The organism is Antarcticimicrobium sp. (assembly GCF_029212575.1).
Classification (GTDB): Bacteria; Pseudomonadota; Alphaproteobacteria; order Rhodobacterales; family Rhodobacteraceae; genus Antarcticimicrobium.
In genome coordinates this window covers 26006-50678 of record NZ_JARGPK010000006.1, presented here as the reverse complement: position 1 = coordinate 50678, position 24673 = coordinate 26006, and the positions used below count along the sequence as shown (strand labels likewise).

Here is a 24673-nt window from a genome sequence, read left to right as displayed (position 1 = left end):
GTCGATCCGCGAAGCCGCACTTGGCGTCGGCGCATCCAAGATGCAAACCGTGTTCCACCACGTTCTGCCGCTCGCCGCACCGGGCATCCTGACCGGCACCATCATCGGTCTGGCACAAGCGCTTGGCGAAACTGCGCCGCTCTTGCTGATCGGCATGGTCGGGTTCATCGCCCGCGCCTACCCCGAAGGCGTTGTATCCGGCTTTATCGACCCCAACTCTGCGATGCCCGCGCAGATCTACACATGGGCGGCGCGCGCCGATGCGGGCTTCTACGAAAAAGCCTGGGGCGGGATCATCATCCTGCTCATCTTTCTGCTGACGATGAACATCATCGCCATCATTCTGCGCCGTCGCTTTGAGCGTCGCTGGTAAACTGGACCCTGCCCCATGTACGATATACCACACCACACACAGGAGACCGCCGTGACGGACGTCAAAATCAAAGCCAAAGACGTACAGGTCTATTACGGTGACAACCACGCGATCAAAGACGTATCGGTCGAGATCGAGAACAACACGGTGACCGCGTTCATCGGCCCGTCAGGCTGCGGCAAGTCGACCTTCCTGCGCTGCCTCAACCGGATGAACGACACGATCGACATCTGCCGCGTCGAAGGCGATATCCTGATCGACGGCGACGACATCTACGACAAGCGTGTCGATCCGGTGCAGCTGCGCGCCAAGGTCGGCATGGTGTTCCAGAAGCCGAACCCGTTCCCCAAGTCGATCTACGACAACATCGCCTATGGCCCGCGCATCCACGGGCTGGCCAGGTCCAAGGCCGAGCTGGACGAGATCGTCGAGAAATCCCTGCGCCGCGGCGCGATCTGGGAGGAGGTCAAGGACCGGCTGGATGCGCCCGGCACCGGGTTGTCGGGCGGTCAGCAGCAGCGCCTGTGCATCGCCCGCGCCATCGCGACCGAGCCCGAGGTGCTTTTGATGGACGAGCCGTGCTCGGCGCTGGACCCGATCGCCACGGCCCAGGTCGAGGAACTGATCGACGAGTTGCGCCAGAGCTATTCGGTGGTGATCGTAACCCACTCGATGCAGCAGGCCGCCCGCGTCAGCCAGAAGACTGCCTTTTTCCACCTCGGGGACCTCGTCGAGTTCGGGGAGACCGGGCATATTTTCACCAATCCCGAAGATCCGCGCACCGAGAGCTACATCACCGGTCGCATCGGCTAAGCGAACAGGAAACAGCATGTCAGACCAACACATTGCGACGGCCTTCGATCGCGACCTCGAGGCCATTCAGGCCCGCATCATGAAAATGGGTGGCCTCGTAGAGGCCGCGATCATGGACTCCGCGGCCTCGCTCGAGGCGCGCGACGAGGAACTGGCCGAAAAGGTCACGGTGGGCGATGCCGCCATCGACGCGCTCGAGGACCTGATCAACGAGGAAACCGCGCGGCTGATCGCGCTGCGCGCGCCGACCGCCGTCGATCTGCGCGTGGTGCTGACGGTGATGAAGATCAGCGGCAACCTGGAGCGGATCGGCGATTATGCCAAGAACATCGCCAAGCGGACCGGCGTGCTGGCGCAGATGCCGCCCGTGCCCGGCGCCACCGCATCGCTGCGGCGGATGGCGCGCGAGGTCGAGCGCATGCTCAAGGATACGCTGGACGCCTATATCCAGCGTGACGCGGATCTGGCCCGCGACGTGGTCGAGCGCGATCTCGAGGTCGACCAGATGTACAACGCGCTGTTCCGGGAGTTCCTGACCTTCATGATGGAAGATCCCCGCAGCATCACCGCCTGCATGCACCTGCATTTCATCGCCAAGAATATCGAGCGCATGGGCGACCACGCCACCGGTATCGCCGAGCAGGTCGTCTACCTTGTCACCGGAGACCGCCCGGAAGACCGCCGCGTGAAGGCCGACGACACCTCGACAAGCCTATTGGAGGGGTAAGGCATGGCGGCCGATCAGCCGACGGTCCTGGTCGTCGAGGACGAATTGGCACAGCGCGAAGTCCTGGCCTATAACCTCGAGGCCGAGGGGTTTCGCGTGCTCAAGGCCGAGAACGGCGAAGAGGCGCTTCTTCTGGTCGAAGAGGACATGCCGGATATCATCGTTCTGGACTGGATGATGCCGAACCTCAGCGGCATCGAAGTGTGCCGGCGCCTCAAGACCCGGCCGGAAACCCGCTCGATCCCGATCATCATGCTGTCGGCGCGCTCCGAAGAGGTGGACAAGGTGCGCGGGCTGGAGACCGGCGCCGACGATTACGTGGTCAAGCCGTTCTCCGTCGTGGAGCTGATGGCGCGGGTGCGCACGCAGTTGCGCCGGGTGCGCCCCTCGACCGTGGGGCTGCGGCTGGAGTACGAGGACATCGTGCTGGATGCCGAGACCCACAAGGTCAGCCGGGCGGAGCAGCCGCTGAAACTCGGCCCGACCGAGTTCCGCCTGCTGTCGACCTTCATGGAGAAGCCGGGCCGGGTGTGGAGCCGCGAACAGCTGCTCGATCGGGTCTGGGGGCGCGACATCTATGTCGATACCCGCACTGTCGACGTGCATATCGGGCGGCTGCGCAAGGCGCTGACCCAGCATGGCGGCGCCGACCCGGTGCGCACCGTGCGCGGCGCGGGGTATGCCTTGGGGTGAGGCGCGCCTGGAAAAAGGTCCGGTGGACCTTTTTCAGCGCCGAACGGGCGGAGCCCAGGGGCAGACGTCTCGATAATCCCGAGGTTTGCGAATCCCGCCCCGTCGGAGCCTCCGGCGGGAGTATTTTCAGCCAGAAAAAGCCCGGGACCATCGGCCCGGGCGGCGTTACCGGGGCAGGGGGTCTTCGGGCTGCGCCTGGCCGCTGAGCCAGTCGCGAAAAACGCAGAGCGGGGGATGGTGCGCCCTGGCCTGCGGCCAGACCAGGTAATAGGCGCCGGGCGTTTCCGTGGCCGGGCCGAAGGGCGCCACGAGGCGACCGGTGGCGACATCCTGTTCGGCCAGGTAATCGGGCAGGAGCGCCACCCCCAGCCCGTGCAGCGCGGCCTGGGTGATGGCCGAGAACTGGTCGTACATGGTGCCCGGAACCGGCCCGGCGGTCGCCACCCCCTTGAGCGCGAACCAGTCCTGCCAGGCGCGCGGGCGCGTCTCGATGTGCAGAATCGGCATGGTCAGCAGCGCCCGCGGATCGCCGGTGGCACGTCCGCTGAGCAGAGCCGGGGCGCAAACCGGCAGGACCTGTTCGTGTTTCAGCAAGAGCCGGTCGGTGCCCGGCCAGTCGCCGCTGCCGAAGTGGATTGCCGCGTCAAAGGGCTCTCCGGTGAAGTTGAACGGGTGCAGGCGGGTGGCCATGTTGATCGTCACCTCCGGGTGCAGCCGCGCGAACTCGGGCAGGCGCGGCATCAGCCAGCGCATGCCGAAGGCGGGCAGGATGGCAAGGTTCAGCGCGCCACCGGCCTGCGGCATCTGCAGGCGCATCGAGGCCTGGGCAATCTGATGCAGGGCGGGGCGGATCTCGGCCACGTAGTCCCGCGCCGCCGGGGTCAGCGACAACCGCTTGCGGCTGCGCTGGATCAGCTCGGCGCCCATCTGTTCTTCCAGCGCCTGCAGCTGGCGGCTGACGGCGCTTTGGGTCAGGGACAGTTCCTCGGCCACCGCCGAGGCGCTGCCGAGACGCTCCAACGCCTCCAGCGCCCGAAGAGAGGCAATCGAGGGCAGGAATCGGCGTGGGGCAAGCATGTATTCCGTTTACTCATGAAACCATGCGAATGTCTCGCTGTTTCTTGCGGAAAGGATGTGATAAAAGAATGCAAATGCATATGATATGAGGAGACTGCCATGAACACCCCCGCCCTGCGCGCCAAAGACGCCCCCGACCTTGCCGGGTTCGACTGGTCCGACCCGCTGCGGTTCAACGATCAGTTGACCGAAGACGAACGGATGATCGCCGGCAGCGCCCGTGCCTATGCGCAGGAAAAGCTGCAGCCGCGGGTGCTCTCGGCCTTCGAGACCGAGGAGACCGATCCGGAAATCTTCCGCGAGATGGGCGAGATGGGCCTGTTGGGCACCACCGTCCCCGAGCAATACGGCGGCCTCGGCGCCGGCTACGTCAGCTATGGACTGGTGGCGCGGGAGGTGGAGCGGGTGGATTCGGGTTACCGGTCGATGATGTCGGTGCAAAGCTCGCTGGTGATGTACCCGATCTATGCCTACGGCAGCGAAGAGCAGCGCCAGAAGTACCTGCCCAAGCTGTCGAGCGGCGAGTTCATCGGCTGTTTCGGCCTGACCGAGCCCGATGCTGGTTCGGACCCCGCCGGCATGAAGACGCGCGCCGAAAAGATCGACGGCGGCTATCGCCTGACCGGCAGCAAGATGTGGATCTCCAACGCGCCGATCGCCGATGTCTTCGTGGTCTGGGCCAAATCGGATGCCCATGACGGCAAGATCCGCGGATTCGTGCTGGAAAAGGGCATGAAGGGGCTGAGCGCGCCCAAGATCCGCAACAAGATGAGCCTGCGCGCCTCGATCACCGGCGAGATCGTGATGGAAGGCGTCGAGGTCGGCGAGGATGCGCTGCTGCCGCATGTGCAGGGGCTGAAAGGGCCGTTCGGCTGCCTCAACCGCGCGCGCTATGGCATCAGCTGGGGCGTGATGGGCGCCGCCGAGGCCTGCTGGCACGGGGCGCGGCAATACGGGCTGGACCGCAAGCAGTTCAACCGCCCGCTGGCGCAGACCCAGCTTTATCAGAAGAAACTGGCCGACATGCAGACCGAGATCACGCTGGGGCTGCAGGCCAGCCTGCGGGTCGGTCGCCTGATGGACGAGGCCAATGCCGCGCCCGAGATGATCAGCATCATCAAGCGCAACAACTGCGGCAAGGCGCTGGATATCGCGCGAATGGCGCGCGACATGCACGGCGGCAACGGCATCAGCCTGGAATTCCAGGTGATCCGCCACATGGTGAACCTGGAAACGGTGAACACCTATGAAGGCACCCATGACGTGCACGCGCTGATCCTGGGCCGTGCGCAGACCGGGCTGCAGGCGTTCTTCTGATTGTAACGCACTGATTTCAGTGGTGAAAGGCCGGGTTCGCCCGGTCTTTTCGCGTTCCCGGCTAATGCGGCATTTCTACCGGAAACCGGGGTTCACAAGACGGGGCAATTACATATATAGAAATCACGATATATAAGTGATCCGGTCCCGGAACCGCACAGGACCGATTGCGCCGGGGCAGGGGGCCGCCCTGTCCGGCGGACGCGGGATCAACAGAAAGGTGCGCCCCCTTGAAGACGTTTCTGAACGCGCTGCCGCGCCTCTCGCCCGACCGGCTGAAATCCGTGTTCCCGGTGCTGGACTGGGGCCGGCGCTACGACCGGGCGCAATTCGCCGGGGACATGACAGCGGCGGTGATCGTGACGATCATGCTGATCCCGCAATCGCTGGCCTATGCGCTGCTGGCCGGTCTGCCGGCCGAGGTCGGGCTTTATGCCTCGATCCTGCCGCTGGTGTTCTACGCGGTGTTCGGGACCAGCCGGGCGCTGGCGGTGGGGCCGGTGGCGGTGGTTTCGCTTATGACCGCCTCGGCGTTGGCGCCACTGGGGCTTGAAACCCTGGCGGACTATACCGCCGCCGCCGCCGTTCTGGCGCTGTTGTCGGGGCTGGTGTTGCTGGGGATGGGGATCTTGCGGCTGGGGGTGGTGGCCAATTTCCTGTCGCACCCGGTGATCGCGGGGTTCATCACCGCCTCGGGCATCCTGATCGCGTCGAGCCAGATGAAACACATCCTGGGCATCAAGGCGCATGGTCACACGCTGCCCGAGATCCTCGGCTCGATCTGGGCCGAGCTGCCGCAGACCAATTGGCCGACGCTGGTGATCGGGGGGATCGCGCTGGCCTTCCTGTTCTGGGTGCGCAAGGGGTTGGCGGGGCTGCTGAAATCCCGCTTCGGGATGAGCACCCATGCCGCCGCCACCACAGCCCGCGTCGGCCCGGTTTTCGCGGTGATCGGCACCACCGTGGCCGCTTGGGCGCTGAACCTGCCGGGGGCAGGGGTTTCGGTGGTGGGAACGGTGCCCACCGGCCTGCCGCCGCTGGGGCTGCCGAACATGGATGTCAGCCTGTTGTCGGCGCTGATCGGGCCGGCGGTGCTGATCTCGATCATCGGCTACGTGGAAAGCGTCTCGGTGGCGCAGACGCTGGCAGCCAAGCGCAAGCAGCGGATCGAGCCGAACCAGGAGTTGATCGCGCTGGGGGCCTCCAACATCTCGTCCGGGTTGTCGGGCGGCTATCCCGTGACGGGGGGGTTTGCCCGCTCGGTGGTGAATTTCGACGCCGGGGCGCAGACACCCGCCGCCGGGGCCTTTACCGCCGTGGGGCTGTTGCTGGCGGCGCTGATGCTGACGCCTCTGCTGTATTTCCTGCCCAAGGCGACGCTGGCGGCAACCATCATCGTGGCGGTGCTGTCGCTGGTCGATCTCTCGATCCTGACGCGCGCCTGGTCCTATTCCAGGGCCGATTTTGCCGCCGTTCTGGGCACCATCGTTCTGACCCTTGGCGTCGGGGTCGAGATTGGCGTTGCCACCGGCGTTCTGGTTTCGCTGGCGCTCTTTGTCTGGAAAACCTCGCGTCCGCATGTGGCCGAGGTGGGGCAGGTGCCCGGAAGCCAGCATTTCCGCAACATCCACCGGCACCAGGTGGTCACCGATCCGGCGGTCCTGACCCTGCGCATCGACGAGAGCCTGTATTTCGCCAATGCCCGGCGGATGGAGGATCTGATCCAGGCGCGCGTCTACCGGGACCGGGACCAGCTGAAACACGTGATCCTGATGTGCTCGGCGGTGAACGAGGTGGACCTGAGCGCGCTGGAATCGCTGGAGTCGATCAACCAGCGCCTGTCGGACCAGGGGATCAAGCTGCACCTGTCCGAGGTCAAGGGGCCGGTGATGGACCGGCTGAAATGCAGCCATTTCCTTGACGAGCTTTCGGGCGAGGTGTTCCTGTCGCAATACGACGCCTTTGTCACGCTGACAGGGCGGAAGCACACCGGGGACAAATCCGCCGCGTGATCGGGTGAAGGCAGGGGCCGGGCTGGATTTCAGGTCGGCGCCGCTCCGGGTATTTATAATTCCTATAATCGGTATTATGTATATTTTTGCACGCAAGACCATCGTGGAACTTGCTGAATTCACGGTGTTATCCTGATGTCCCGTCACTCTGAACCTCGCCAATCGGTAATGTGAAATTCAGCGCCCACCCAAATTCTTGACCGTCCGCTTGCGAAATTACATTCCGATCTGCGGTATTGGCAGATGAGAGAATCCTGACTAACCTCCTCCCGGAGGACCGGGAGTCGCGCGTATCGCTCGCGCGGCCCGGCCAAGGGAGGACAACAATGCGCACAATCAATTGTGCCGCCCCGCGGTCACGGGGCCTTTTGTTATGACAGCCCTCACGCTGGAAGCGGCTGTACGCCGCGTCACCGCTGAGCACCCGATCTTTGAAACCCATGAGGCGGTAATCCGCGGCACCCCCTTTCGCGCGTTCTGCAACACGCCGCCGCATATTAGGGCGCTGATGCAGGCCAGCCGAGCGGCCCAGGGCGACGGCGCCGCCGAGTACCTCGTTTTCCACGACGACCGTTGGAGTTACGATGAATTCTGTTCCGATTCCAACCGCTTGGCGTGGTCCCTTCAGGCGCGTTTCGGCATCGGCAAAGGCGATCGCGTGGCCATTGCCATGCGCAATTGCCCCGAATTGCTGCTCCTGATCGCCGCGATCGCCTCGGTCGGCGGTGTCGTCGTCTTTCTCAATGCCTGGTGGACCAGTGAAGAGTTGGACTATGCGCTTGAGGATGCAGGCGTGCGGCTGGTCTTCGCCGATGGCAAACGCCTGGCACGGCTGCACCCGCTGGGGTCGGCGCGAAACCTCATCCTGATCGGAACCCGTGACGCAGAAAGCACTGGAAATGAGGGGTTTTCCAGCCTTCTTGAAACAGCAGAAAACGATTCCTGGCCAACGGTCGAGATCGACACCGACGACGATTTCGCGATCATGTATTCCTCCGGCACCACCAGCCACCCCAAGGGCGTGGTGCAAACCCACCGGGGCGCGATCAACGCGGTCTATACCTGGCTTATGCAGGCCTATATCACCCCCTTTCTGGACCCGCCCGACGATCCAAAGGCCACCACCCCGCGCCCCGTCGGCCTGGTCGCCACGCCGCTGTTTCACGTCACCGCGACCCATCCGGTTTTCCTGCTGAGCCTTCCGGCGGGCGCGAAGCTGGTGGTGATGGACCGCTGGGATGCCGACTCTGCCGTGCGCCTGATACGGGACGAGAAAGTCACGCGGTTCCTGGGGGTTCCAACCCAAAGCGCAGATCTGTCCGAGGCCGCGGACCGGCTGGGGGAGCCGCTGGAAACACTGGATTTTCTCGGGGCCGGCGGTGCCAAGCGCCCGGCGGCGCAGGTGGCCGAGCTTTCGCGCCGCTTTCCCAGGGCCAATATCGCCACCGGCTGGGGTATGACCGAAACCAACGCCAACGGCATCGGCATGGTGGGCAAGGACTACCTCATGCGGCCGGGATCGGCCGGTCGGCTGTATCCGCCGGTGCAGGAGTTGCGGTTTCTCGACGATGACGGCCAAGACGTGCCACCGGGCGAGATCGGGGAAATCACTGTAAAAAGCCCCTGCAACATGCGGTGTTACCTGAACAAACCGGACGCCACGAATGATACGATGCGGGACGGGTGGCTGCGCACAGGTGACCTGGGGCACATCGACGTTGACGGCTATGTCACTATCGTCGACCGCAAGAAGAACATCATCATCCGGGGCGGCGAAAACATCGCCTGCCTCGATGTCGAGGGCGCGCTGCACCGGCATCCGGCCGTAGCCGAGGCCTGTGCCTTTGCCCTGCCCCATGCCCGTCTGGGCGAGGTCGTGGGCGCGGCGGTGCAGCTTCGCCCTGGAACCCCGGTGCCGGAGGCCGAGCTGCGCGATTTTCTCGCCGAACACATGGCGCATTTCAAACTGCCCGAAAGGATCTGGATGCAGACCGGCCCCCTGCCCCGCGGCGCCACCGACAAGATCGACCGCCGCGCCCTGTGCGCCGCCTGCCTGCCCGACTGGCACGATCCTTCGACACCGGAAATTCCTGAACAAAAAAATCATGAAATAGGATCAAACACATGAATTTATTCGATCTTTCCGGCAAGGTCGCTCTCCTGACCGGCGCGTCCAAGGGCATGGGGCTGGCCATGGCGACAGCACTTGCCGACCATGGTGCAACCGTCGTGATCTCGGCCCGCAAGCAGGACCGGCTGGAGGAGGCCGCGGCGGAAATCAACGCCGAGGTCGGCGCCGACCGTGCGATCCCGGTCGCCTGCAACGTCGGCCACAAGGATCAGTTGCAGGCGCTGGTCGAGGCCGCGCGCGCCAAGGCCGGACCGATCGACATCTTGGTCGGCAACGCAGGCGTGAACCCCTATTACGGTCCGACCTCGGAGATCCCCGACGAGGCCTATGAGAAGACCATGGCGGCGAACGTGCAGTCGAATCTTTGGCTGGCGCAGCTGGCGGCGCCGGACATGGTGGAAAAGGGCGCAGGGTCGGTAATGTTCACCTCCTCCATCGGGGCGTTCAAACCCTCGGTCATGCTGGGTACCTACGGCATGTCGAAGCTGGCGCTGATCGGGCTGGTGCGCAACCTTGCCGCCGAGTTCGGGCCCAGGGGCGTACGGTTCAACGCGATCTGTCCCGGCCTCGTGCGCACCGATTTCGCGCGCGAGCTCTGGGACAACCCGGAGGTCGAAGCGCGGATCAAGAACGATATCCCGCTGCGCCGGCTGGGCGAGCCGGAGGATTTCAAGGGGCTTGCGGTGTTCCTCGCCTCGGATGCCAGCCGTTACATGACCGGCCAGGCGTTGACCGTCTGCGGCGGCTCGAACATGTGGACATAAGGACCTGACATGCAGTTAAAAGACAAGATCGTCGTCGTCACCGGCGCGGCCAGCGGGATCGGCGCAGCCATGGCCGAATGCTTCGCCGCGGCGGGTGCGAAAAAGGTTGTTTGCGCCGACCTGAACGAGGCCGGCGCCCAGGACGTGGCCGGGCGCATCGACGGCATCGCCATGGGGTGCAATGTGGGCGTGGAGGCGGAGATCGCCGCGCTGATCGAGCGGACCGAGGCAGAGGTCGGCCCGATCGATCTGTTCTGTTCCAACGCCGGCATTCTCTCCATCGGCGGGGTCGAGGTGCCGGATGCGGAGTGGCAGCGGATCTGGGAGGTCAACGTGATGGCCCATGTCTGGGCCGCGCGTCACATGGTGCCGCGCATGACCGCGCGCGGCGGCGGCTATCTGCTCAACACCGCCTCGGCGGCGGGGCTCCTGAACCAGGTCGGGTCGGCGCCCTACGGGGTCACGAAACATGCCGCCGTCGGCCTCGCGGAATGGCTGGCGTTGACCTATGGCGACCAGGGCATCAAGGTCTCGGTGCTCTGCCCGCAGGCGGTCCGCTCGGAAATGACGCGGGGCCACGAGGAAGGGGTCGCGGCGCTCGACGGCATGCTGGAGCCCGGGCCGGTGGCGCTGGCCTGTCTCAAGGCGATCGAGGAGGAAACCTTCCTCGTGCTGCCACACCCGCAGGTGCTCGATTACATGCGCCTCAAGACCGCCGATTACGACCGCTGGATCGGCGGCATGCGCAAGCTCAACCGTCAGTATGGCGGCTCGGTCGAGGGCAAGCGATAAATCCGCCGTGCGGTGCCCGCGAACAGGGCATCGCGCGCCGCCGCATCATAGCGTGCCGCGATTTTCTTGAAGGCGTTCCAAAGTGCCGGATAGCCGATCGCGGTGCGGTCCACCGGAAAATTGCTTTCGAACATGCAGCGGTCCGGACCGAAGCAGTCGGTCATGTGGCTGTACCAGGGCCCCTGGGCGGCCACGAATTCCTCCGACGTGGGCGGCCGCGACCGCCGATGCCAGCCCCAGCCGTTGTCCGGCATTGCCAGCCCGCCCAGCTTGGCCACCACGTTGGGACAGGCCGCCAATGCCTCCATGTCGCGCCGCCAACGGTCGAAAATCGCACCGCGTTGCCCGACAAAACGCCCCACCCCCAACGGGGTTCCGAAATGATCTAGGATGATCGTGGTGCCCGGCACAGCCCGCGCGAGGTCGAGGAAATCGCCCGCCTGATGGTGATAGTGCCAGGTGTCATAGGTCAGGCCCCGGTCCCCCAGTCGCGCCACGCCGCGACGGAACAGCGGATCGGCATATTGCCCTGGCGCGCCGCGCCCGGGGATCGCCAGCGCATCGGGCTCCGGGTCATGGGCGCCGGATTGCCGAATACCCTTCACCAACCCCTGCCCGGCCGCCTCATGCGCGTCCAGCACCGCGTCGAGGGCATCGTCGCGCAGATCGGCGAAGGCGACGATGCCGGCGATCCGCGCCGGGTCGCCGGCGGTCTCCAGCGCCATCGCCGCGACCGCGCGGGTTTCCCCCACCGGCCGGAACCGCTCCTCGGCCTCCCTGTCATAGTAGGACCGGCATTCGATATAGACGCTCTGGACCACCCTGTGGCCGGACTGGGTGTCGGCGCGGAACTGCGGCAGCTCGTAGCCGGTGCCGCCGCGTTGCCAAAGGTGGTGATGCGGATCGACGATCTCGCGGCCGGGATCGAGGATCTCTTCCGTGTCCTGCGCAAGCCAGTCGTCGCGCAGTTCCATCCCCGGAATCCAGGCCTGGTCGGTCACTTCGGCTTGTAGGGGCGCATCAGACCCTCCTGCGCGGTGCTGGCCACCAGCCGCCCGTCGCGGGCATAGATCTTGCCACGGTTGAAGCCGCGCGCGCCGCCGGTAAAGGGCGCGTCCATGCTGTAGAGATGCCAATCCTCAAAGGCGAGCGGACCGTGAAACCACATGGAGTGATCCAGGCTCGCGGTCATCACCTCGCCGTTGAACCAGGTCAGCCCGTGCGGTCGCAGCGAGGAGCCCAGCAGGTTCATGTCCGAGACATAGGCCAGCAGGATATGCTGCAACTGCGGGCTGGCCCCGGCCGCGGCCTCCATCCGGAACCACAGGTAGTTGACGTCGCTTTCCGGCTTTGGGTCGACCAGATCGCGCGGGTCCACCTCGCGGATCTCGATGGGGCGCGGGCGCAGGAAATCGCGCCGCATATGCTCGGGCACATGCGGTGCCCAGCGGTCGCGCAACTCTCCGCGGTTGAGCAGCCCTTCGGGGCCCTCCACCTCGGGCATCGCATGCTGATAGTCCCAGCCCTCCTCTTCCACGTGGAACGAGGCCGACATGTTCAGGATCTGCTTGCCGTGCTGGATCGCCACCACGCGACGGGTGGTGAAACTGCCGCCGTCACGGGCGCGATCGACCTGGTAGATCACCGGGATCGAGGGGTCGCCGGGGCGGATGAAAAAAGCGTGCAGCGAATGGCACAGGCGATCGGGCACCGTGCCATAGGCCGCCGCCAGCGCCTGGGCGATCACCTGTCCGCCATAGATCCGCTTGCTGGTCTCGCCGCCGGAACCGATTCCGCGGAACAGATCGACCTCCAGCCGTTCGATATCCAGCAGGCCCAGAAGTTCGGCGGCGACATCGGTCATTTACGGTCCTTTCTGAAACGGTCAGCTTCGCGCGGCGGCATAGGCGATGAAGGTGTCGAAACTGTCGGGGTTGGCCATCGAGTCGCGGTTTACCACACTTTCGGGATCGGCCCCCAGCAGCAGTTTCTTGACCGGCACCTCCAGCTTCTTCCCCGACAGGGTGCGCGGCACCTCCGGGATCTGCACAATCTCGTTCGGCACGAACCGGGCCGAGACCGAGGTGCGGATCGCGCCGTTGATCTTTTCGGTCAGCGCCTCGTCCAGCGTCAGACCCGGCGCCAGCACCACGAAGAGCGGCATGAAACTTTCGCGGCCAAGGAACTCCAGGTCGATGACCAGAGAATCTAGAACCTCCTCCAACCCCTCGACCGCCTGGTAGATCTCGGACGAGCCCAGCCGCAGCCCCCTGCGGTTGATGGTGGCGTCGGAACGGCCGAAGATCACCGATCCGCCCTCCGGCGTGATCTCGATCCAGTCGCCGTGACGCCAGATGCCGGGATAGGTGTCGAAATAGCTCTCGTGCAGGCGCGATCCGTCGTCGTCGCCCCAGAAATAGAGCGGCATCGAGGGCAGCGGCTCGGTGCAGACCAGTTCGCCCACCTCTCCGATCAGCTCGTTGCCGCTGTCGTCGAAGGACCGTACCGCGTTGCCAAGCGCCCTGCACTGCATCTCGCCGGCGCGCACCGGCAGCATCGGGTTGCCGCAGACGAAGGCCCCGGCAAGGTCGGTCCCGCCCGAGATCGGCGCCAGCCAGATCTCGCGGTCCACCGCGTCATAGATCCAGTCGTAGCCGTCCGAGGTCAGCGGCGACCCGGTGGTGCCCATCGATTTCAGCGCGCTCAGGTCCAGCGTGTCGCGCGGCCGGATCCCGGCCTTGATGCAGACGGTGACATAGGCCGCGCCGACGCCGAGATAGGTGATCCTCTCATCCGCCGCGAAGCGCCACAGCGCCATCATGTCGGGATGGTTGGGCGCCGCGTCGAACAGCGCCAGCGTTGCCCCCTGCCCCAGCGCGGTAAACTGCGCGTTCCACATGATCCAGCCTGAGGAGGTCAGCCAGCAGAACCGGTCGCCCGCGCGCAGGTCCTGGTGCAGCGATTGCTTGCACCCCTCAAGGATGATGCCGCCATGACCGTGAACGATGGGCTTGGGGTTGCCGGTGGTGCCCGAGGAATAGACGATCCAGAGTGGATGATCGAAGGGCACCTGCGCGAACTCGGGCGCGGCCGCATCGCCGGTCAGGTCCGCCCAGGCCACAGCGCCCGCGGGCACGTCGCCGACCACTGGCACCAGAACGCGCTGCTCCAGCGTCGGCAGCCCGTCAAGGATGGTCGCCAGCACGTCGCGCCGATCGATCATCTTGCCCGCATGCACGTAACCGTCCTGCGCGACGATCAGTTTCGGCTCGATCTGGCGGAACCGGTCGAGGATCGCCACATGCCCCATGTCGGGGGCGCAGAGCGACCAGATCGCGCCGATGCTGGCGGTGGCCAGGCAGGCGATCAAAGCGGTTTCCGTGTTGGGCAGGATGGCGACCACCCGGTCGCCCTGCCCCAGCCCCATGGCGCGGAACCGCGCGGCGACGCTGGCCACCTGCGCCGACAGTTCGGTCCAACTCAGCCGACTGTCGCCGAAGGTCTCCGACCGGACCACCACCGCCTCGGCCTCCGGGCGGGTTTTCGCCGGACGCAGCATGGCTTGCGCAAAGTTCATCCGCCCCTCGGGGCACCAGACCGCGCCCGGCATCCTGCGCTCGGCCAGCATGGTGCCACAGCCCTGGCTCGCCGGGATGTCGAAGAATCCCCAGATCGACGACCAGAAGGCATCGAGGTCGCTGACGCTCCAGTCCCAAAGGTCGTTGTAGCTGTCGAAGGTCAAACCGCGTGTCATTTCGATCCAGCGCATGAACTCGGCCATGCGGCTGCCCTCGATGCGATCCTTGCTCGGGGTCCAGAGGATGGGACGTTCTGCGCTCATTGGATAACTGCTCCGTGTACGAGGGCCTTGAGTTCGGCGCGGCTGGGATAGGAACTGGACGGCGAGAGCTGGGTGAAGAACACCGCGCTCAGATTCAGCACCCGGTCGATCCAGAAGAAGGTCGAGGCCATGCCGCCCCAACTGAAATCGCCTAAGTTTCCGGGACATCTGGCGCGTCCTGCATCCAGAACCACGGCGCCGCCAAGGCCGAAACCCATGCCCTCCATCGGTTGCTCGGCAAAGCTTTGCGGGCCCATCGCGGCGATATCGCCGGGCAGATGATTGCGCATCATGAACTCCAGCGTCGCGGGGCTGAGCAACCGTCCGCCATCGCAGGTGCCGCCTTTTTGCAGCATCTCGGCGAATTTCAGGTAATCGTCGATGGTCCCGACAAGGCCGCCGCCACCGGAATACATGCTGGCCGCCTCGAAGGGCGAGGCCCCGGCCCGATCCACCAGGCGCAGCGTTTCGCTGCCCTCCCGCGCCGCATTCAGCGCCATCGCGTCCCCGGCCAGCGGCGTATAGAGCGAGGCAAACCGGTCCCCCGCCGCCTGCGGCACCGAAAACCCGGTCTCGGTCATGCCGAGGGGGGCGAAGATCTCATCGGCGAAGAACTCGGCCAGGGTGCGGCCCGAGACCACCTCGACCACGCGGCCGATAATGTCGATGCCCACCGAGTATTCCCAGCGGGTGCCGGGATGAAACGCCAGCGGCAGCGCCGCGACCTCGGCGGCCATATCCGCCAGAGTCCCCTGGTTCGGCTTGAACATCATCTCCTGCGCGTCCATCGCCTGCGCCAGCACGCCCGGGTTGAACGGGTAGCTCATGCCGCTGGTATGGGTAAGCAGCTGGTGCAGCGTGGGCGTGGCGCAGGGTTCGGTCTGGTCGATCCGCTCAGCGCCGGGAACAAGGGTCTGCATGTCATTGAAAGACGGGATGAATTCCGAAACCGGCGCATCGAGGTGAAACAGCCCCTTTTCCGCCAGCATCATCAGCGCGACCGAGGTGATCGGCTTGGTCATCGAATAGATGCGCGCGATGGTGTCGCGGGTGAACGGCAGGGTGTCTTCGACGCTGCGCGCGCCGGCGGCGTGAAAATAGACATCCTTACCGCCCCGGGCAATCAGGACCGAGCTGCCGGCATACTTCCGCTCTTTAACATAGCGGTCCATCCAGGTGGCAATGCGATCGAGACGACCGGGGTCGATGCCCCGGTCCTGCGGTTTTGCGGTTTCCATCAGATATGCTCCCTCCCCCTCTCGGCCGCACGACCGGCCGCCTGTTTGGCACAGTTTGCCCGCGATTTCGTACAAATGTCGAGCCGCCGGAATACCCTGGCCGGAAACTGACGCAACGGCGCGCGTCAGCCGATCATCCGGCGCATGGCGTCGCGGGTCTGGGCGTTGAACCACCCGCCCTCGGGCGCATTGGCCCCCTGCGCCATGGCGGCCTCGATGGCGGCGATGGCCGGGCCACGGATCTGCCGCTTGACCGAGGCATAGGCGAGCGAGGGCAGTTCGGCCAGCGCCCGGGCCTCGGCCAGCGCCCGGTCGAGCAGGATGCCCGCATCCTCCTCCAGCAGGTCGATGAGACCGGCGGCCCTTGCCTCCTGCGCGGTGATCGGCTGCCCGGTCAACATCAGGCGGCGCAGCGTGTTGGGATCGAGCGTGGCGCGGGCGATCTCCATAGGGCACACCGGGAAATCGGCGCCGACCCGAACCTCGGCCAGGCCGAAGCGCGCCCGCGGGCCGGCAACGCGGATATCGCTGCCCAGTACGAAAAACAGCCCTCCGGCGATGGCCGCCCCGCCCACCGCCGCGACGACAGGCTTGGGAAAGGCGAAGAGCGCGAGAAACCCGAGGTTCAGCGCCTCGACGATGGCGTGTTGCTGGGCAATGTCGAAATCCTGCGTCTCCTTCAGGTCAAGTCCTGCCGAGAACACCTTGAAAGGACTGGAAAGAACCACCGCGCGCACCGAATCGTCGGCCTCCATTTCCGCCAGCATTTCCACCAGCCCCATCAGGACAGCCGGGCTCAGCGCGTTGACCGGCCCCCGGTTGAGCTCGATCCCGGCGATCCCCTCGCCATGGTCCTTTCGGACCAGATGTCCAGATGCGTTCATTGCGTGCCTCCCTTGCGGCGCTTGCGTTCCTGTTCAAACTCTTCGCTGATCTCTGCCACCACATCGCGCGCGGTCAGCGCCGCGCCGCAGTCGGGGCAGGTCAGCCCCGGGTCGATCCGCGCGCCGCACCCCTTGTGCGTGAGCCGGACCGAGCTGCCGCCCAGCCATGTCTGCCCCCAGTTGCGCAGGGTCATGATCATTGGCCAGAGGTCGCGGCCCTTGTCCGTCAGCAGGTATTCGAACCGCGGCGGGTGATCGCAATAGCGGCGCCTGCGCAGAATGCCGTCGTCGCAGAGCTGCTTGAGCCTCTGGCTGAGCAAATGCGGAGAAACCCCTGTCTGAGCCAGGAAATCATCGAACCTTCGGGTGCCGACGAACGCCTCGCGCAGGATCATCAGAACCCAGGGATCGCCAACGCGTTCGATCGCGCGCGAGACCGGGCAGCTTGAATTGGCAAGGTCGGATCGGCCCATTTTCCCCTCCGCCGAGAGAGATGTCATTGACAGACTTCAAATTTCGAAGTTACCATTCCCACAAACATCGCCATATGTCAAACATCCCGGAGGAGCTCCATGAAACTCTATTACGCGCAGAACACCCGCGCCGTCCGCATCGCCTGGCTGCTGGAGGAGCTTGGTCTCGATTACGAGATCGAGAGGTTCGAACTGGGCAGCCCTGCGATGCGGGCGCCCGCGTATCTGCAGATCCATCCGATGGGCCGGGTGCCGGTGCTCGAGGATGGTGATATCCGCCTCTTCGAATCCGGCGCCATCGTGCAATACATCCTCGCGCTTTACGGCAACGGTCAGCTGCAACCCGCTGTCGGAACGCAGGAATTTGCCGAATACCTGCAATGGCTGCATTACTGCGAAGGCATGATCATGCCGCCGGTCAACACGCTGGTGGTCGAAACCGTGCTGTTGCCGCCGGAACGGCGCACCGAGTTGAACGTCAAACGCGCCACCAAGCTGCTGAACCAGATCCTGATGGCGGTGGAGCATCACATGCAGGGGCGCGCCTTTCTCGCCGGTGATTTCACCGCCGCCGACATCATGACCGGCCATTCCGTCACCGTGTCGCGCGACATGCTGAAGATGGATTTCTCCGACAAGCCGAACCTGAGCGCCTATGCCGACCGGCTGCTGGAGCGCCCGGCGCTGCAAAAGGCGCGCACCCTGTGAGCGGGCCGGTCGCGCTGATCGTCGGGGCCGGCGACCACATCGGCGCGGCCATCGCCCGGCGGTTCGCCGCAGGTGGGTTCACGGTTTGCATGGGGCGGCGCAACGGTGACAAGCTGGCGCCGCTGGTGGAGGAGATCGAGGCGGCCGGCGGCCGCGCCCTGGGCTATGCGATGGATGCCCGCGACGAGGACAGCGTCGCGCAGACCTTCCGGAAGGTCGAGGAGACGGTCGGTGCGATCGACCTGGTGATCTTCAACGTCGGCGGCAACGTGCGGTTTCCGATCCTCGAGACCACCTCGCGGGTATTCCGCAAGGTCTGGGAGATGGCCTGTTTCGCGGGCTTTCTCACCGGGCGCGAGGCGGCGCGCCAGATGCTGCCGCGCGGGCATGGCAGCATCTTTTTCACCGGCGCGACGGCCTCGATGCGGGGCGGAGAAGGCTATGCCGCCTTTGCCGCCGGCAAGGCGGGGCTGCGCAACCTGGCGCAGAGCCTGGCGCGCGAGCTGGGGCCGCAGAACATCCACGTGGCGCATCTGGTGATCGACGCCGGTGTCGATACCGCCTTTGTGCGCGACCGCATCGCCGCCGCCGGGGGCGATCCCGATGCGCTGCCGCCCGATACGCTGATGCGGCCCGAATCCGTGGCCGAAGCCTATTGGATGCTGTATCATCAGAGCCGCGATGCCTGGACATTCGAGCTTGACCTGCGGCCCTACCGCGAGACCTGGTGATGCGAGAAATCGAATTTTACTATGACTTCGGCAGCCCCAACGCCTATCTGGTGCACAAGGTGCTGCCCGAGCTCGCCGCGCGGGCGGGGGCGGTGGTGCGCCATGTGCCGGTGCTGCTGGGCGGCGTCTTCAAGGAGACGGGCAACCAGCCGCCGATCGTCACCTACCGCGACGTGCGTGGCAAGCTGGCCTATCAGGCGCGCGAGATCGAACGTTTCGTCGCCCGTCACAGGCTGAAGTACCACATGAACCCGCATTTCCCGGTGATGACGCTTCCGCTGATGCGCGGCGCCATCCATGCCCGGGGCAAGGAATGGGAAGACCGCTATATCGACGCGGTGTTCAACGCGATGTGGGTGCACGGGCAGAAGATGGACGATGCAGAGGTGATCGGCAACGTGCTGTCCGAGGTCGGATTGCCGGCGCGCGAAATCATGGCGGCGACCGCCGATCCGCAGGTCAAATCGGCGCTGGCCGAACAGACCGAGGCGGCAGTCGAGCGCGGCGTCTTCGGGGCGCCGACCATGTTCGCGGGCGGCGAGATGTTCTTTGGCAAGGACAGCCTGCCCGATCTGGAATACGTGCTGGGGCGCGGCTGAACGGCTCAGACCTCCAGCCATTCCTTGCGGACATCCTCGCGCGCACGCAGCTCGTCCGGCGTGCCCTCGAACACCACCTTGCCGTGGCCCATGACATAGACCCGGTGGGCGATGTCCATGGCGATGGCGAGCTTTTGCTCGACCAGAAGGGTGGCGATGCCGCGCCGGGCGATCTCTTTCAGCAGGCCGGCGACCTTTTGCACCATCTGCGGCGACAGCCCCTCGGTCGGCTCGTCGATCATCACCAGGTCGGGATCGCCGATCAGGGTGCGGCACATGGTGAGCATCTGCTGTTCCCCGCCCGACAGCACCGAGGCCTCGACATCGGCGCGGTTGCGCAGGTTCTCGAACATGTCGAACATGTTCTCCATCGACCAGCGCCCGGCGCCCTCCTTCTGGCCCGGTTTCAGCCCCAGGATCAGGTTCTGCCGGGTGGTGAGGCCGGGAAAGATGTCGCGGTTCTCGGGCACGTAGCCGATGCCGAGATTGGCGATCTCATAGGCCTTCTTGCCGGCCACCTCCTGGCCCTTGAACCGGACCGAGCCCTGCGGCTCGACCTCGCCCATGATCGCCTTGCAGGTGGTCGAGCGCCCGACCCCGTTGCGGCCCAGGAGCGCGACGATCTCGCCCTCGGCGATCTGCAGGTTCACCCCCTGGAGGATGTGCGATTTGCCGTAAAAGGCGTGAAGATCCGTGACATCCAGCATGATCAGTGTTCTGCCTCCAGCGCCGCGCCCAGATAGGCCTCTTGTACCTTGGGGTTGGAGCGCACCTCTTCGGGGCGGCCGGTGGCGATGATCTCGCCGTAGACCAGCACCGAGATGCGGTCGGCCAGCCCGAACACCACCCCCATGTCGTGTTCGACCATGACCAGCGTCTTGTTCTCGGTCACCTTCTCGATCAGGTTGACGATGTAATCGGTTTCCGAATGGCTCATGCCGGCGGTGGGTTCGTCCAGCATGATCACATTGGCCCCTCCCGCGATGGTGATGCCGATCTCCAACGCGCGCTGTTCGGCGTAGGAGAGCACCCCGGCGGGCAGATCGCGCCGTTCGGTCAGGTTGATCTGCTCGAGAATGTCCTCGGCCCCCTCGTTCAGATCGCGCGAGCGGTTAACCATATGCCAGAACGAATAGCGATACCCCTGCGCCCAGAGAAGCGAGCAGCGGACGTTCTCGAACACCGTCATGCGCGGAAAGATGTTGGTGATCTGGAACGAGCGCGACAGCCCCATGCGGTTGATCTCGAACGGGGCCTTGCCGCTGATGTCGTGGCCATGCAGCCGGATCGCGCCGGAGCTGGGCGGGAACCTTCCGGTGATCAGGTTGAACAGCGTCGACTTGCCGGCGCCGTTGGGCCCGATCACCGCATGGCGTTCGCCGGCGCCGATGGACAGATCGACGCCGCGGATGATCTCGGCCTTGCCGAAGCTCTTCTTCAGGCCCGCGATCTCCAGCGCGGGCGGGGGTCCGGGTGTCGCGGTCATGCGGCGCCTCCATGCGGTGTGCTGGCCTTGTGCCAGGCCTCGGCCATGGCGGGGGCGCTGCGCCGCGCCAGCCAGAAACCGGCAACCGCGGCGACGGCGGCAATTGCCAGCGGCAGCGGCGCGTGGCTGTCGAAGGTGATCCAGAACAGGGTCATCTCGCTCTCGCCCAGGGCGGCGTGGCGCAGGTGGAACAGGATCTCCATCGCCGAGGCGGCCCCCAGGGCGCAGACCACGGCGGGCACCAGCGTCCGGATATAGGGGCCCACCAGGAGCCCGGCCTGACCCAGCCTGAGCGGCAGCGCATGCATCATCAGGACCCCCGCGAGACCGCCGGGAAAATACATCACCGTGGCCAGGAAGAGCACCCCGACATAGAGCTGCCAGATCTCGGTCTGCAGGCTCAGCACGGTTTGCAACAGGGTGAACAGGATCGCGCCCAGGATCGGCCCGAAGAAGAAGCCGACGCCGCCGAGGAAGGTCACCAGCAGGATCTGCCCCGAGGTGGCCAGGTTCAGGTTCTCTTCGGTCAGGATCTCGTAGTTGATGGCAAAGAGCCCACCGGCGATCCCGGCGAAGAACCCCGCCGCGACGAAGGAATAGAACCGGACCCAGCGCGCGGAATAGCCCAGGAACTCGGCCCGTTCGGGATTGTCGCGCACCGCGTTGGCCATCCGTCCGATCGGGGTACGCGAGAACAGGAACATCAGCAGCGCCGAGAGCATCAGCCAGAAGGCGGTGAGATAGTAGACCTCGATCTGGTGCAGGAACTCGACCCCGAAGAACGGCAGCCCGTAGGTGCGATCGCCGCTGATCCCCTCTTCGCCGCCGAAGAAGGCGACGATGATGACCGAGCAGGCCGCGATCAACTCGCCCACGCCGAGCGAGATCATGGCAAAGATCGTGCCCGCCTTGCGGGTCGAGAAGGACCCGACGATCAGTGCCAGCCCCATGCCGAACACCCCGCCGAAGACCGGCAGGACCGGCAGCGGCATCAGGGCAAAGACATCGCCCCAGTTCATGATGTGAACGCAAAGGAAGCCGCCGACGCCCATATAGACCGCATGGCCGAAGCTGAGCATCCCGCCCTGCCCCAGCAGCATGTTGTAGCTGAGCGCGAAGATGATGGTGATCGCCATCTGGTTCATGATCGTGATGGCGCTGTTGGACTGGAAGATGAAGGGCATCGCCAGCAGGAACAGCCCGCCCAGGATCCAGGGCAGCGCATTGGCCAGCGTGACCGGGGCCGGACGGGCGCGGACCGGGGTGCGGGCCGGCGGCGGGGTATGTTTTTGATCGGGTTCGGTCATACGTCGCGCTTTCCGAACAATCCGTAGGGCCGGAAGGCGAGGATCAGGATCATCAGCAGATAGGGCAGGATGTCGGCGATCTGCGGCGAGGTCAGCGTCCAGAGGTCTGCCCAGGCGCTGTCCCAGATCGGTTCGGGCCTGGAAAAGCCGATGCCGGTCAGCAGATCCTCCATCCGCAGGTTGTAGGACTTGGCAAAGGTGGTGATCCAGCCGATCAGCAGCGAGGCCACCAGCGCGCCCCAGAGCGAACCCAGACCGCCGATCACGATGGTCACGAAAACGATGGAGCCCAGCACCACCGCCATGCCCGGAAAAGTGGAGAGAACCGGCCCGGCGATCACACCGGCGACGCCGGCCAGCCCGGTGCCGACACCGAACACCCCCATGAAGATCAGCGGCACGTTATGGCCAAGCGCCTCGACCGTGCGGGGATAGCTGAGCGCGGCCTGAATGATCATCCCGACCCGGGTTCGCGTCAGCACGAAGAGCAGCGCGAGAAAGATCGCCACCGAGATGAAGATCATGAACACCTTGTAGGCCGGGATCGAGTTGCCGGCGATGGAAAAGGCGGTGAACTGCAGCACCTCGGGGATGTTGTAGGCGATCTGGTCCTTGCCCCAGATGAACTGCACCGCCTCCTCGATCAGCAGCGCCAGACCGAAGGTAAAGATCAGCTCGGGGACATGGCCGTACTGGTGCACCCGTCGCAGCCCGTAGCGTTCGATCATCGCGCCCACGAGACCGACCGCCGGCGGGGCGATCAGCAGGCCCATCCAGAACCCGAGGTAGACGCTGACCTGATAGGCGAAATAGGCGCCGAGCATGTAGAAGCTGGCATGCGCGAAGTTCAGGACGCCCATCATCGAGAAGATGAGGGTCAGCCCCGCCGACAACATGAACAGAAGCAACCCGGTAACCAGCCCGTCGATCAGATTGACGAGAATGAGGTCCATGCCCTCTCTCCCCCTGCTGAAAGGATTATTGTTGTTGCCTGCGTGGCCCCCGCCCGAGATCCAGGGCGGGGGCCGCAGCGACCGGTGTTACGGCCGCTTCATCTTGCAGGTTGTCGGGCTGTCCATGCCGGCCATCTCGATAGTGTCCTCGACCAGAACGCCGAACCCGGACTTGTCATAGTCAAAGGTCAGGCCCTCGTCGGTATGGACATGGATATGCACGTCCTGGATCAGCTGGTGATCCTGCGGGCGCATGTAGACCTTGCCGCCCCAGAGGTCGTCATACTCCATCCCCTCCAACGCCTTGCCCACCGCAACCACGTCGGTGGCCGAACCGGCGGTCTTGATGGCCTCGGCCAGCATGCCGATCACGTTGGTGATCCGGGACTGGTCGACATTGCCGTCGGGATACTTGGCCTCGAAGGCGCGGTAGTATTCGGCCGCCTCCTCGGACGGGGGCGGGTTGATCTGGCCTTGCGCGACAAGGCGGATGGTCCCCTTGCCGGATTCGCCGATCGCCGCGGTGATGCCGCTGCCGGCCGCGTAGTAGGTGTAGACCGGACCGGCAAAATCGTTTTCAACCAGGGATTTGCCCAGGTTCAGCATGTCCGCGCCCCAGTTGCCGGTGATCACGGCGTCGGACTCGGCCGCCACGATCTTGCGCGCGTAGGGGGTGAAATCCTTGACCTTGCCGATCGGGTGCAGCTCGTTGCCGACGATCTCGATATCCGGGCGCTTTTCGCCAAGGAACCGGACCGTCGCAGCCGCGACCGCCTTGCCGAAGCTATAGTCCTGGCCGATGACATAGACCTTCTTGATGGCGTCGTTCTTGGCGATCACATCGGTCAGCGCATCCATCTTGATGTCGGCGTTGGCGTCGAAGCGGAAGTGCCAGAAGTTGCAATCGTCGTTGGTCAGCGCCGGATCAACCGCCGAGTAGTTCAGGAACAGCACGCGGCTGTCCGGGTTGCGGCGGTTGTGCTTGTCGATGGCCTCGGTCAGCGCATGCGCCACGCCGGACGAGTTGCCCTGCGCGATGTAGCGGATGCCCTGGTCGATGGCGACCTGGAGCTGGATCAGCGATTCCTTGGGGCTGACCTTGTTGTCAAAGGGCACGATTTCGAACATCTGACCGTCGAGCACGCCGCCGGCCTCGTTGACCAGTCTCTCCGCCGCGAACTGATACTGGGTCAGCCCGTTGCTGCCAGTGCTGGCAAAGGGACCCGACAACGGATCAATATAGGCGATCTTGATGTTGTCAGCCAAAGCAGCACCTGCGCCAACAGTCAGCGCAAGCACGGCACCGAGGCCGAGCTTCATGGATTTCCGCATTTTTCTCCTCCCATAGAGAGATGCGGCTCTTGTTGCGTCTCAGCGCGCCGCACCTCGGGAAAGAGTTGCACATCGCAGGATAAAGTCAAGCTTCGGTACCGGGTTTCGCGTACCGTCGAAACCGCAAGCGCGGACCTTGTTTCCGGTCTGTCGCGACGAACGGCATTCCCCCTTTCATCGAGGTAAAAGTAAGGTGATTTTGTTGATACATATATTTGTTTTTATTGTTTTTTACAACATCAAAGCCTGAAAAATCACTTTAACTTCACACGCTAATATCATCCGGAATCCGGACGTCCTCCGACCGTGTCCGGCGCCCCGTCCTCCGGTTCGCAGGCCTGCGCAAACCGGCCTGCGCGGGGTCCTGAGCCGTCACTTGTTCCGCACAGCAAAATATTGTTTCGGATTTTTTGCGATTCTCG

General features: G+C 64.8%; 24 protein-coding genes. 12 read left to right on the top strand and 12 right to left on the bottom strand.

Features of this window, described 5'->3' with window-relative positions; all coding sequences use genetic code 11:
* The 4 genes from P1U75_RS00795 to phoB form a co-directional block, all read left to right on the top strand.
* Positions 1-373: ABC transporter permease subunit (locus P1U75_RS00795; RefSeq protein WP_300238567.1), on the top strand; the 373-nt coding region annotated here is incomplete at its 5' end.
* A gap of 15 nt (positions 374-388) precedes the next feature.
* Entirely contained in the window at positions 389-1186 is a 798-nt protein-coding gene (gene pstB, locus P1U75_RS00790; protein WP_300238565.1) for a phosphate ABC transporter ATP-binding protein PstB, read from the top strand.
* A 16-nt stretch (positions 1187-1202) separates the two neighbouring features.
* A complete protein-coding gene (gene phoU / locus P1U75_RS00785; RefSeq protein WP_300238563.1) occupies positions 1203-1913 on the top strand; it encodes a phosphate signaling complex protein PhoU in 711 nt (236 codons plus the stop codon).
* Between the two features lie 3 nt (positions 1914-1916).
* Entirely contained in the window at positions 1917-2606 is a 690-nt protein-coding gene (phoB, locus tag P1U75_RS00780) for a phosphate regulon transcriptional regulator PhoB (RefSeq protein WP_300238561.1), read from the top strand.
* A 165-nt stretch (positions 2607-2771) separates the two neighbouring features.
* Here the strand turns inward: phoB and P1U75_RS00775 are convergent, their stop codons facing one another.
* Positions 2772-3683 carry a LysR family transcriptional regulator gene (locus P1U75_RS00775; protein ID WP_300238559.1) on the bottom strand — a complete coding sequence of 304 codons (912 nt, stop codon included), beginning with the start codon at positions 3681-3683 and terminating at the stop codon, positions 2772-2774.
* Between the two features lie 99 nt (positions 3684-3782).
* Between P1U75_RS00775 and P1U75_RS00770 the strand changes: the two genes are divergently transcribed.
* The 5 genes from P1U75_RS00770 (at position 3783) to P1U75_RS00750 (ending at position 10699) form a co-directional block, all read left to right on the top strand.
* A complete protein-coding gene (locus tag P1U75_RS00770) occupies positions 3783-5000 on the top strand; it encodes an acyl-CoA dehydrogenase (RefSeq protein WP_300238557.1) in 1218 nt (405 codons plus the stop codon).
* A gap of 230 nt (positions 5001-5230) precedes the next feature.
* Complete coding sequence (gene sulP / locus P1U75_RS00765; protein ID WP_300238555.1) at positions 5231-7012, top strand: SulP family inorganic anion transporter; 1782 nt, start codon at positions 5231-5233, stop codon at positions 7010-7012.
* A 373-nt stretch (positions 7013-7385) separates the two neighbouring features.
* Positions 7386-9140 (top strand): AMP-binding protein, encoded by a 1755-nt coding sequence (locus tag P1U75_RS00760; protein ID WP_300238553.1) that lies wholly within the window; start codon positions 7386-7388, stop codon positions 9138-9140.
* Positions 9137-9907, top strand: coding sequence for an SDR family NAD(P)-dependent oxidoreductase (locus P1U75_RS00755; protein ID WP_300238551.1), 771 nt, complete (start codon positions 9137-9139; stop codon positions 9905-9907). Before P1U75_RS00760 ends, P1U75_RS00755 begins: the two co-directional genes overlap by 4 nt.
* A 9-nt stretch (positions 9908-9916) precedes the next feature.
* Positions 9917-10699: an SDR family NAD(P)-dependent oxidoreductase gene (locus tag P1U75_RS00750; RefSeq protein ID WP_300238548.1), complete on the top strand. Its 783-nt coding sequence runs from the start codon at positions 9917-9919 to the stop codon at positions 10697-10699.
* Here the strand turns inward: P1U75_RS00750 and P1U75_RS00745 are convergent.
* From P1U75_RS00745 to P1U75_RS00720, 6 genes are all read right to left on the bottom strand, one after another.
* Positions 10666-11673 carry an amidohydrolase family protein gene (locus P1U75_RS00745; RefSeq protein WP_300238544.1) on the bottom strand — a complete coding sequence of 336 codons (1008 nt, stop codon included), beginning with the start codon at positions 11671-11673 and terminating at the stop codon, positions 10666-10668. The two genes, P1U75_RS00750 and P1U75_RS00745, sit on opposite strands and share 34 nt — an antisense overlap.
* Before the next feature lie 23 nt (positions 11674-11696).
* The gene (locus P1U75_RS00740) at positions 11697-12563 is read right to left on the bottom strand and encodes an acyl-CoA thioesterase II (RefSeq protein ID WP_300238541.1); all 867 of its coding nucleotides are present in this window, start codon (positions 12561-12563) and stop codon (positions 11697-11699) included.
* A gap of 21 nt (positions 12564-12584) precedes the next feature.
* Positions 12585-14540 (bottom strand): acetoacetate--CoA ligase, encoded by a 1956-nt coding sequence (locus P1U75_RS00735; protein ID WP_300238539.1) that lies wholly within the window; start codon positions 14538-14540, stop codon positions 12585-12587.
* Complete coding sequence (locus P1U75_RS00730) at positions 14537-15778, bottom strand: serine hydrolase domain-containing protein (RefSeq protein ID WP_300238536.1); 1242 nt, start codon at positions 15776-15778, stop codon at positions 14537-14539. Before P1U75_RS00730 ends, P1U75_RS00735 begins: the two co-directional genes overlap by 4 nt.
* A gap of 125 nt (positions 15779-15903) precedes the next feature.
* On the bottom strand, positions 15904-16662 hold the full coding sequence (locus P1U75_RS00725; RefSeq protein WP_300238534.1) for an enoyl-CoA hydratase/isomerase family protein: 759 nt from the start codon (positions 16660-16662) through the stop codon (positions 15904-15906).
* The gene (locus tag P1U75_RS00720; RefSeq protein ID WP_300238531.1) at positions 16659-17135 is read right to left on the bottom strand and encodes a helix-turn-helix domain-containing protein; all 477 of its coding nucleotides are present in this window, start codon (positions 17133-17135) and stop codon (positions 16659-16661) included. The genes P1U75_RS00725 and P1U75_RS00720 overlap by 4 nt, the downstream gene beginning before the upstream one ends.
* Positions 17136-17234: 99 nt before the next feature.
* Here P1U75_RS00720 and P1U75_RS00715 point away from each other — a divergent pair, with 99 nt between their 5' ends.
* Genes P1U75_RS00715 through P1U75_RS00705 form a run of 3 tightly spaced genes read left to right on the top strand, consistent with a single transcriptional unit; the run spans position 17235 to position 19173 of the window.
* The gene (locus P1U75_RS00715; RefSeq protein WP_300238528.1) at positions 17235-17843 is read left to right on the top strand and encodes a glutathione S-transferase family protein; all 609 of its coding nucleotides are present in this window, start codon (positions 17235-17237) and stop codon (positions 17841-17843) included.
* Positions 17840-18574 (top strand): SDR family oxidoreductase, encoded by a 735-nt coding sequence (locus P1U75_RS00710; RefSeq protein ID WP_300238526.1) that lies wholly within the window; start codon positions 17840-17842, stop codon positions 18572-18574. Before P1U75_RS00715 ends, P1U75_RS00710 begins: the two co-directional genes overlap by 4 nt.
* Positions 18574-19173 (top strand): 2-hydroxychromene-2-carboxylate isomerase, encoded by a 600-nt coding sequence (locus P1U75_RS00705; RefSeq protein WP_300238523.1) that lies wholly within the window; start codon positions 18574-18576, stop codon positions 19171-19173. Before P1U75_RS00710 ends, P1U75_RS00705 begins: the two co-directional genes overlap by 1 nt.
* Positions 19174-19178: 5 nt before the next feature.
* Here P1U75_RS00705 and P1U75_RS00700 read toward each other — a convergent pair whose 3' ends face one another.
* From P1U75_RS00700 to P1U75_RS00680, 5 genes are all read right to left on the bottom strand, one after another.
* On the bottom strand, positions 19179-19883 hold the full coding sequence (locus tag P1U75_RS00700) for an ABC transporter ATP-binding protein (RefSeq protein ID WP_366914925.1): 705 nt from the start codon (positions 19881-19883) through the stop codon (positions 19179-19181).
* Positions 19883-20659, bottom strand: a complete 777-nt coding sequence (locus P1U75_RS00695) for an ABC transporter ATP-binding protein (protein WP_300238518.1) — start codon at positions 20657-20659, stop codon at positions 19883-19885. Before P1U75_RS00695 ends, P1U75_RS00700 begins: the two co-directional genes overlap by 1 nt.
* The gene (locus tag P1U75_RS00690) at positions 20656-21966 is read right to left on the bottom strand and encodes a branched-chain amino acid ABC transporter permease (protein ID WP_300238516.1); all 1311 of its coding nucleotides are present in this window, start codon (positions 21964-21966) and stop codon (positions 20656-20658) included. The genes P1U75_RS00695 and P1U75_RS00690 overlap by 4 nt, the downstream gene beginning before the upstream one ends.
* The gene (locus tag P1U75_RS00685) at positions 21963-22919 is read right to left on the bottom strand and encodes a branched-chain amino acid ABC transporter permease (protein ID WP_300238514.1); all 957 of its coding nucleotides are present in this window, start codon (positions 22917-22919) and stop codon (positions 21963-21965) included. Before P1U75_RS00685 ends, P1U75_RS00690 begins: the two co-directional genes overlap by 4 nt.
* 87 nt (positions 22920-23006) lie before the next feature.
* The gene (locus tag P1U75_RS00680; RefSeq protein WP_300238512.1) at positions 23007-24251 is read right to left on the bottom strand and encodes a branched-chain amino acid ABC transporter substrate-binding protein; all 1245 of its coding nucleotides are present in this window, start codon (positions 24249-24251) and stop codon (positions 23007-23009) included.
* Positions 24252-24673 lie beyond the last annotated feature (422 nt).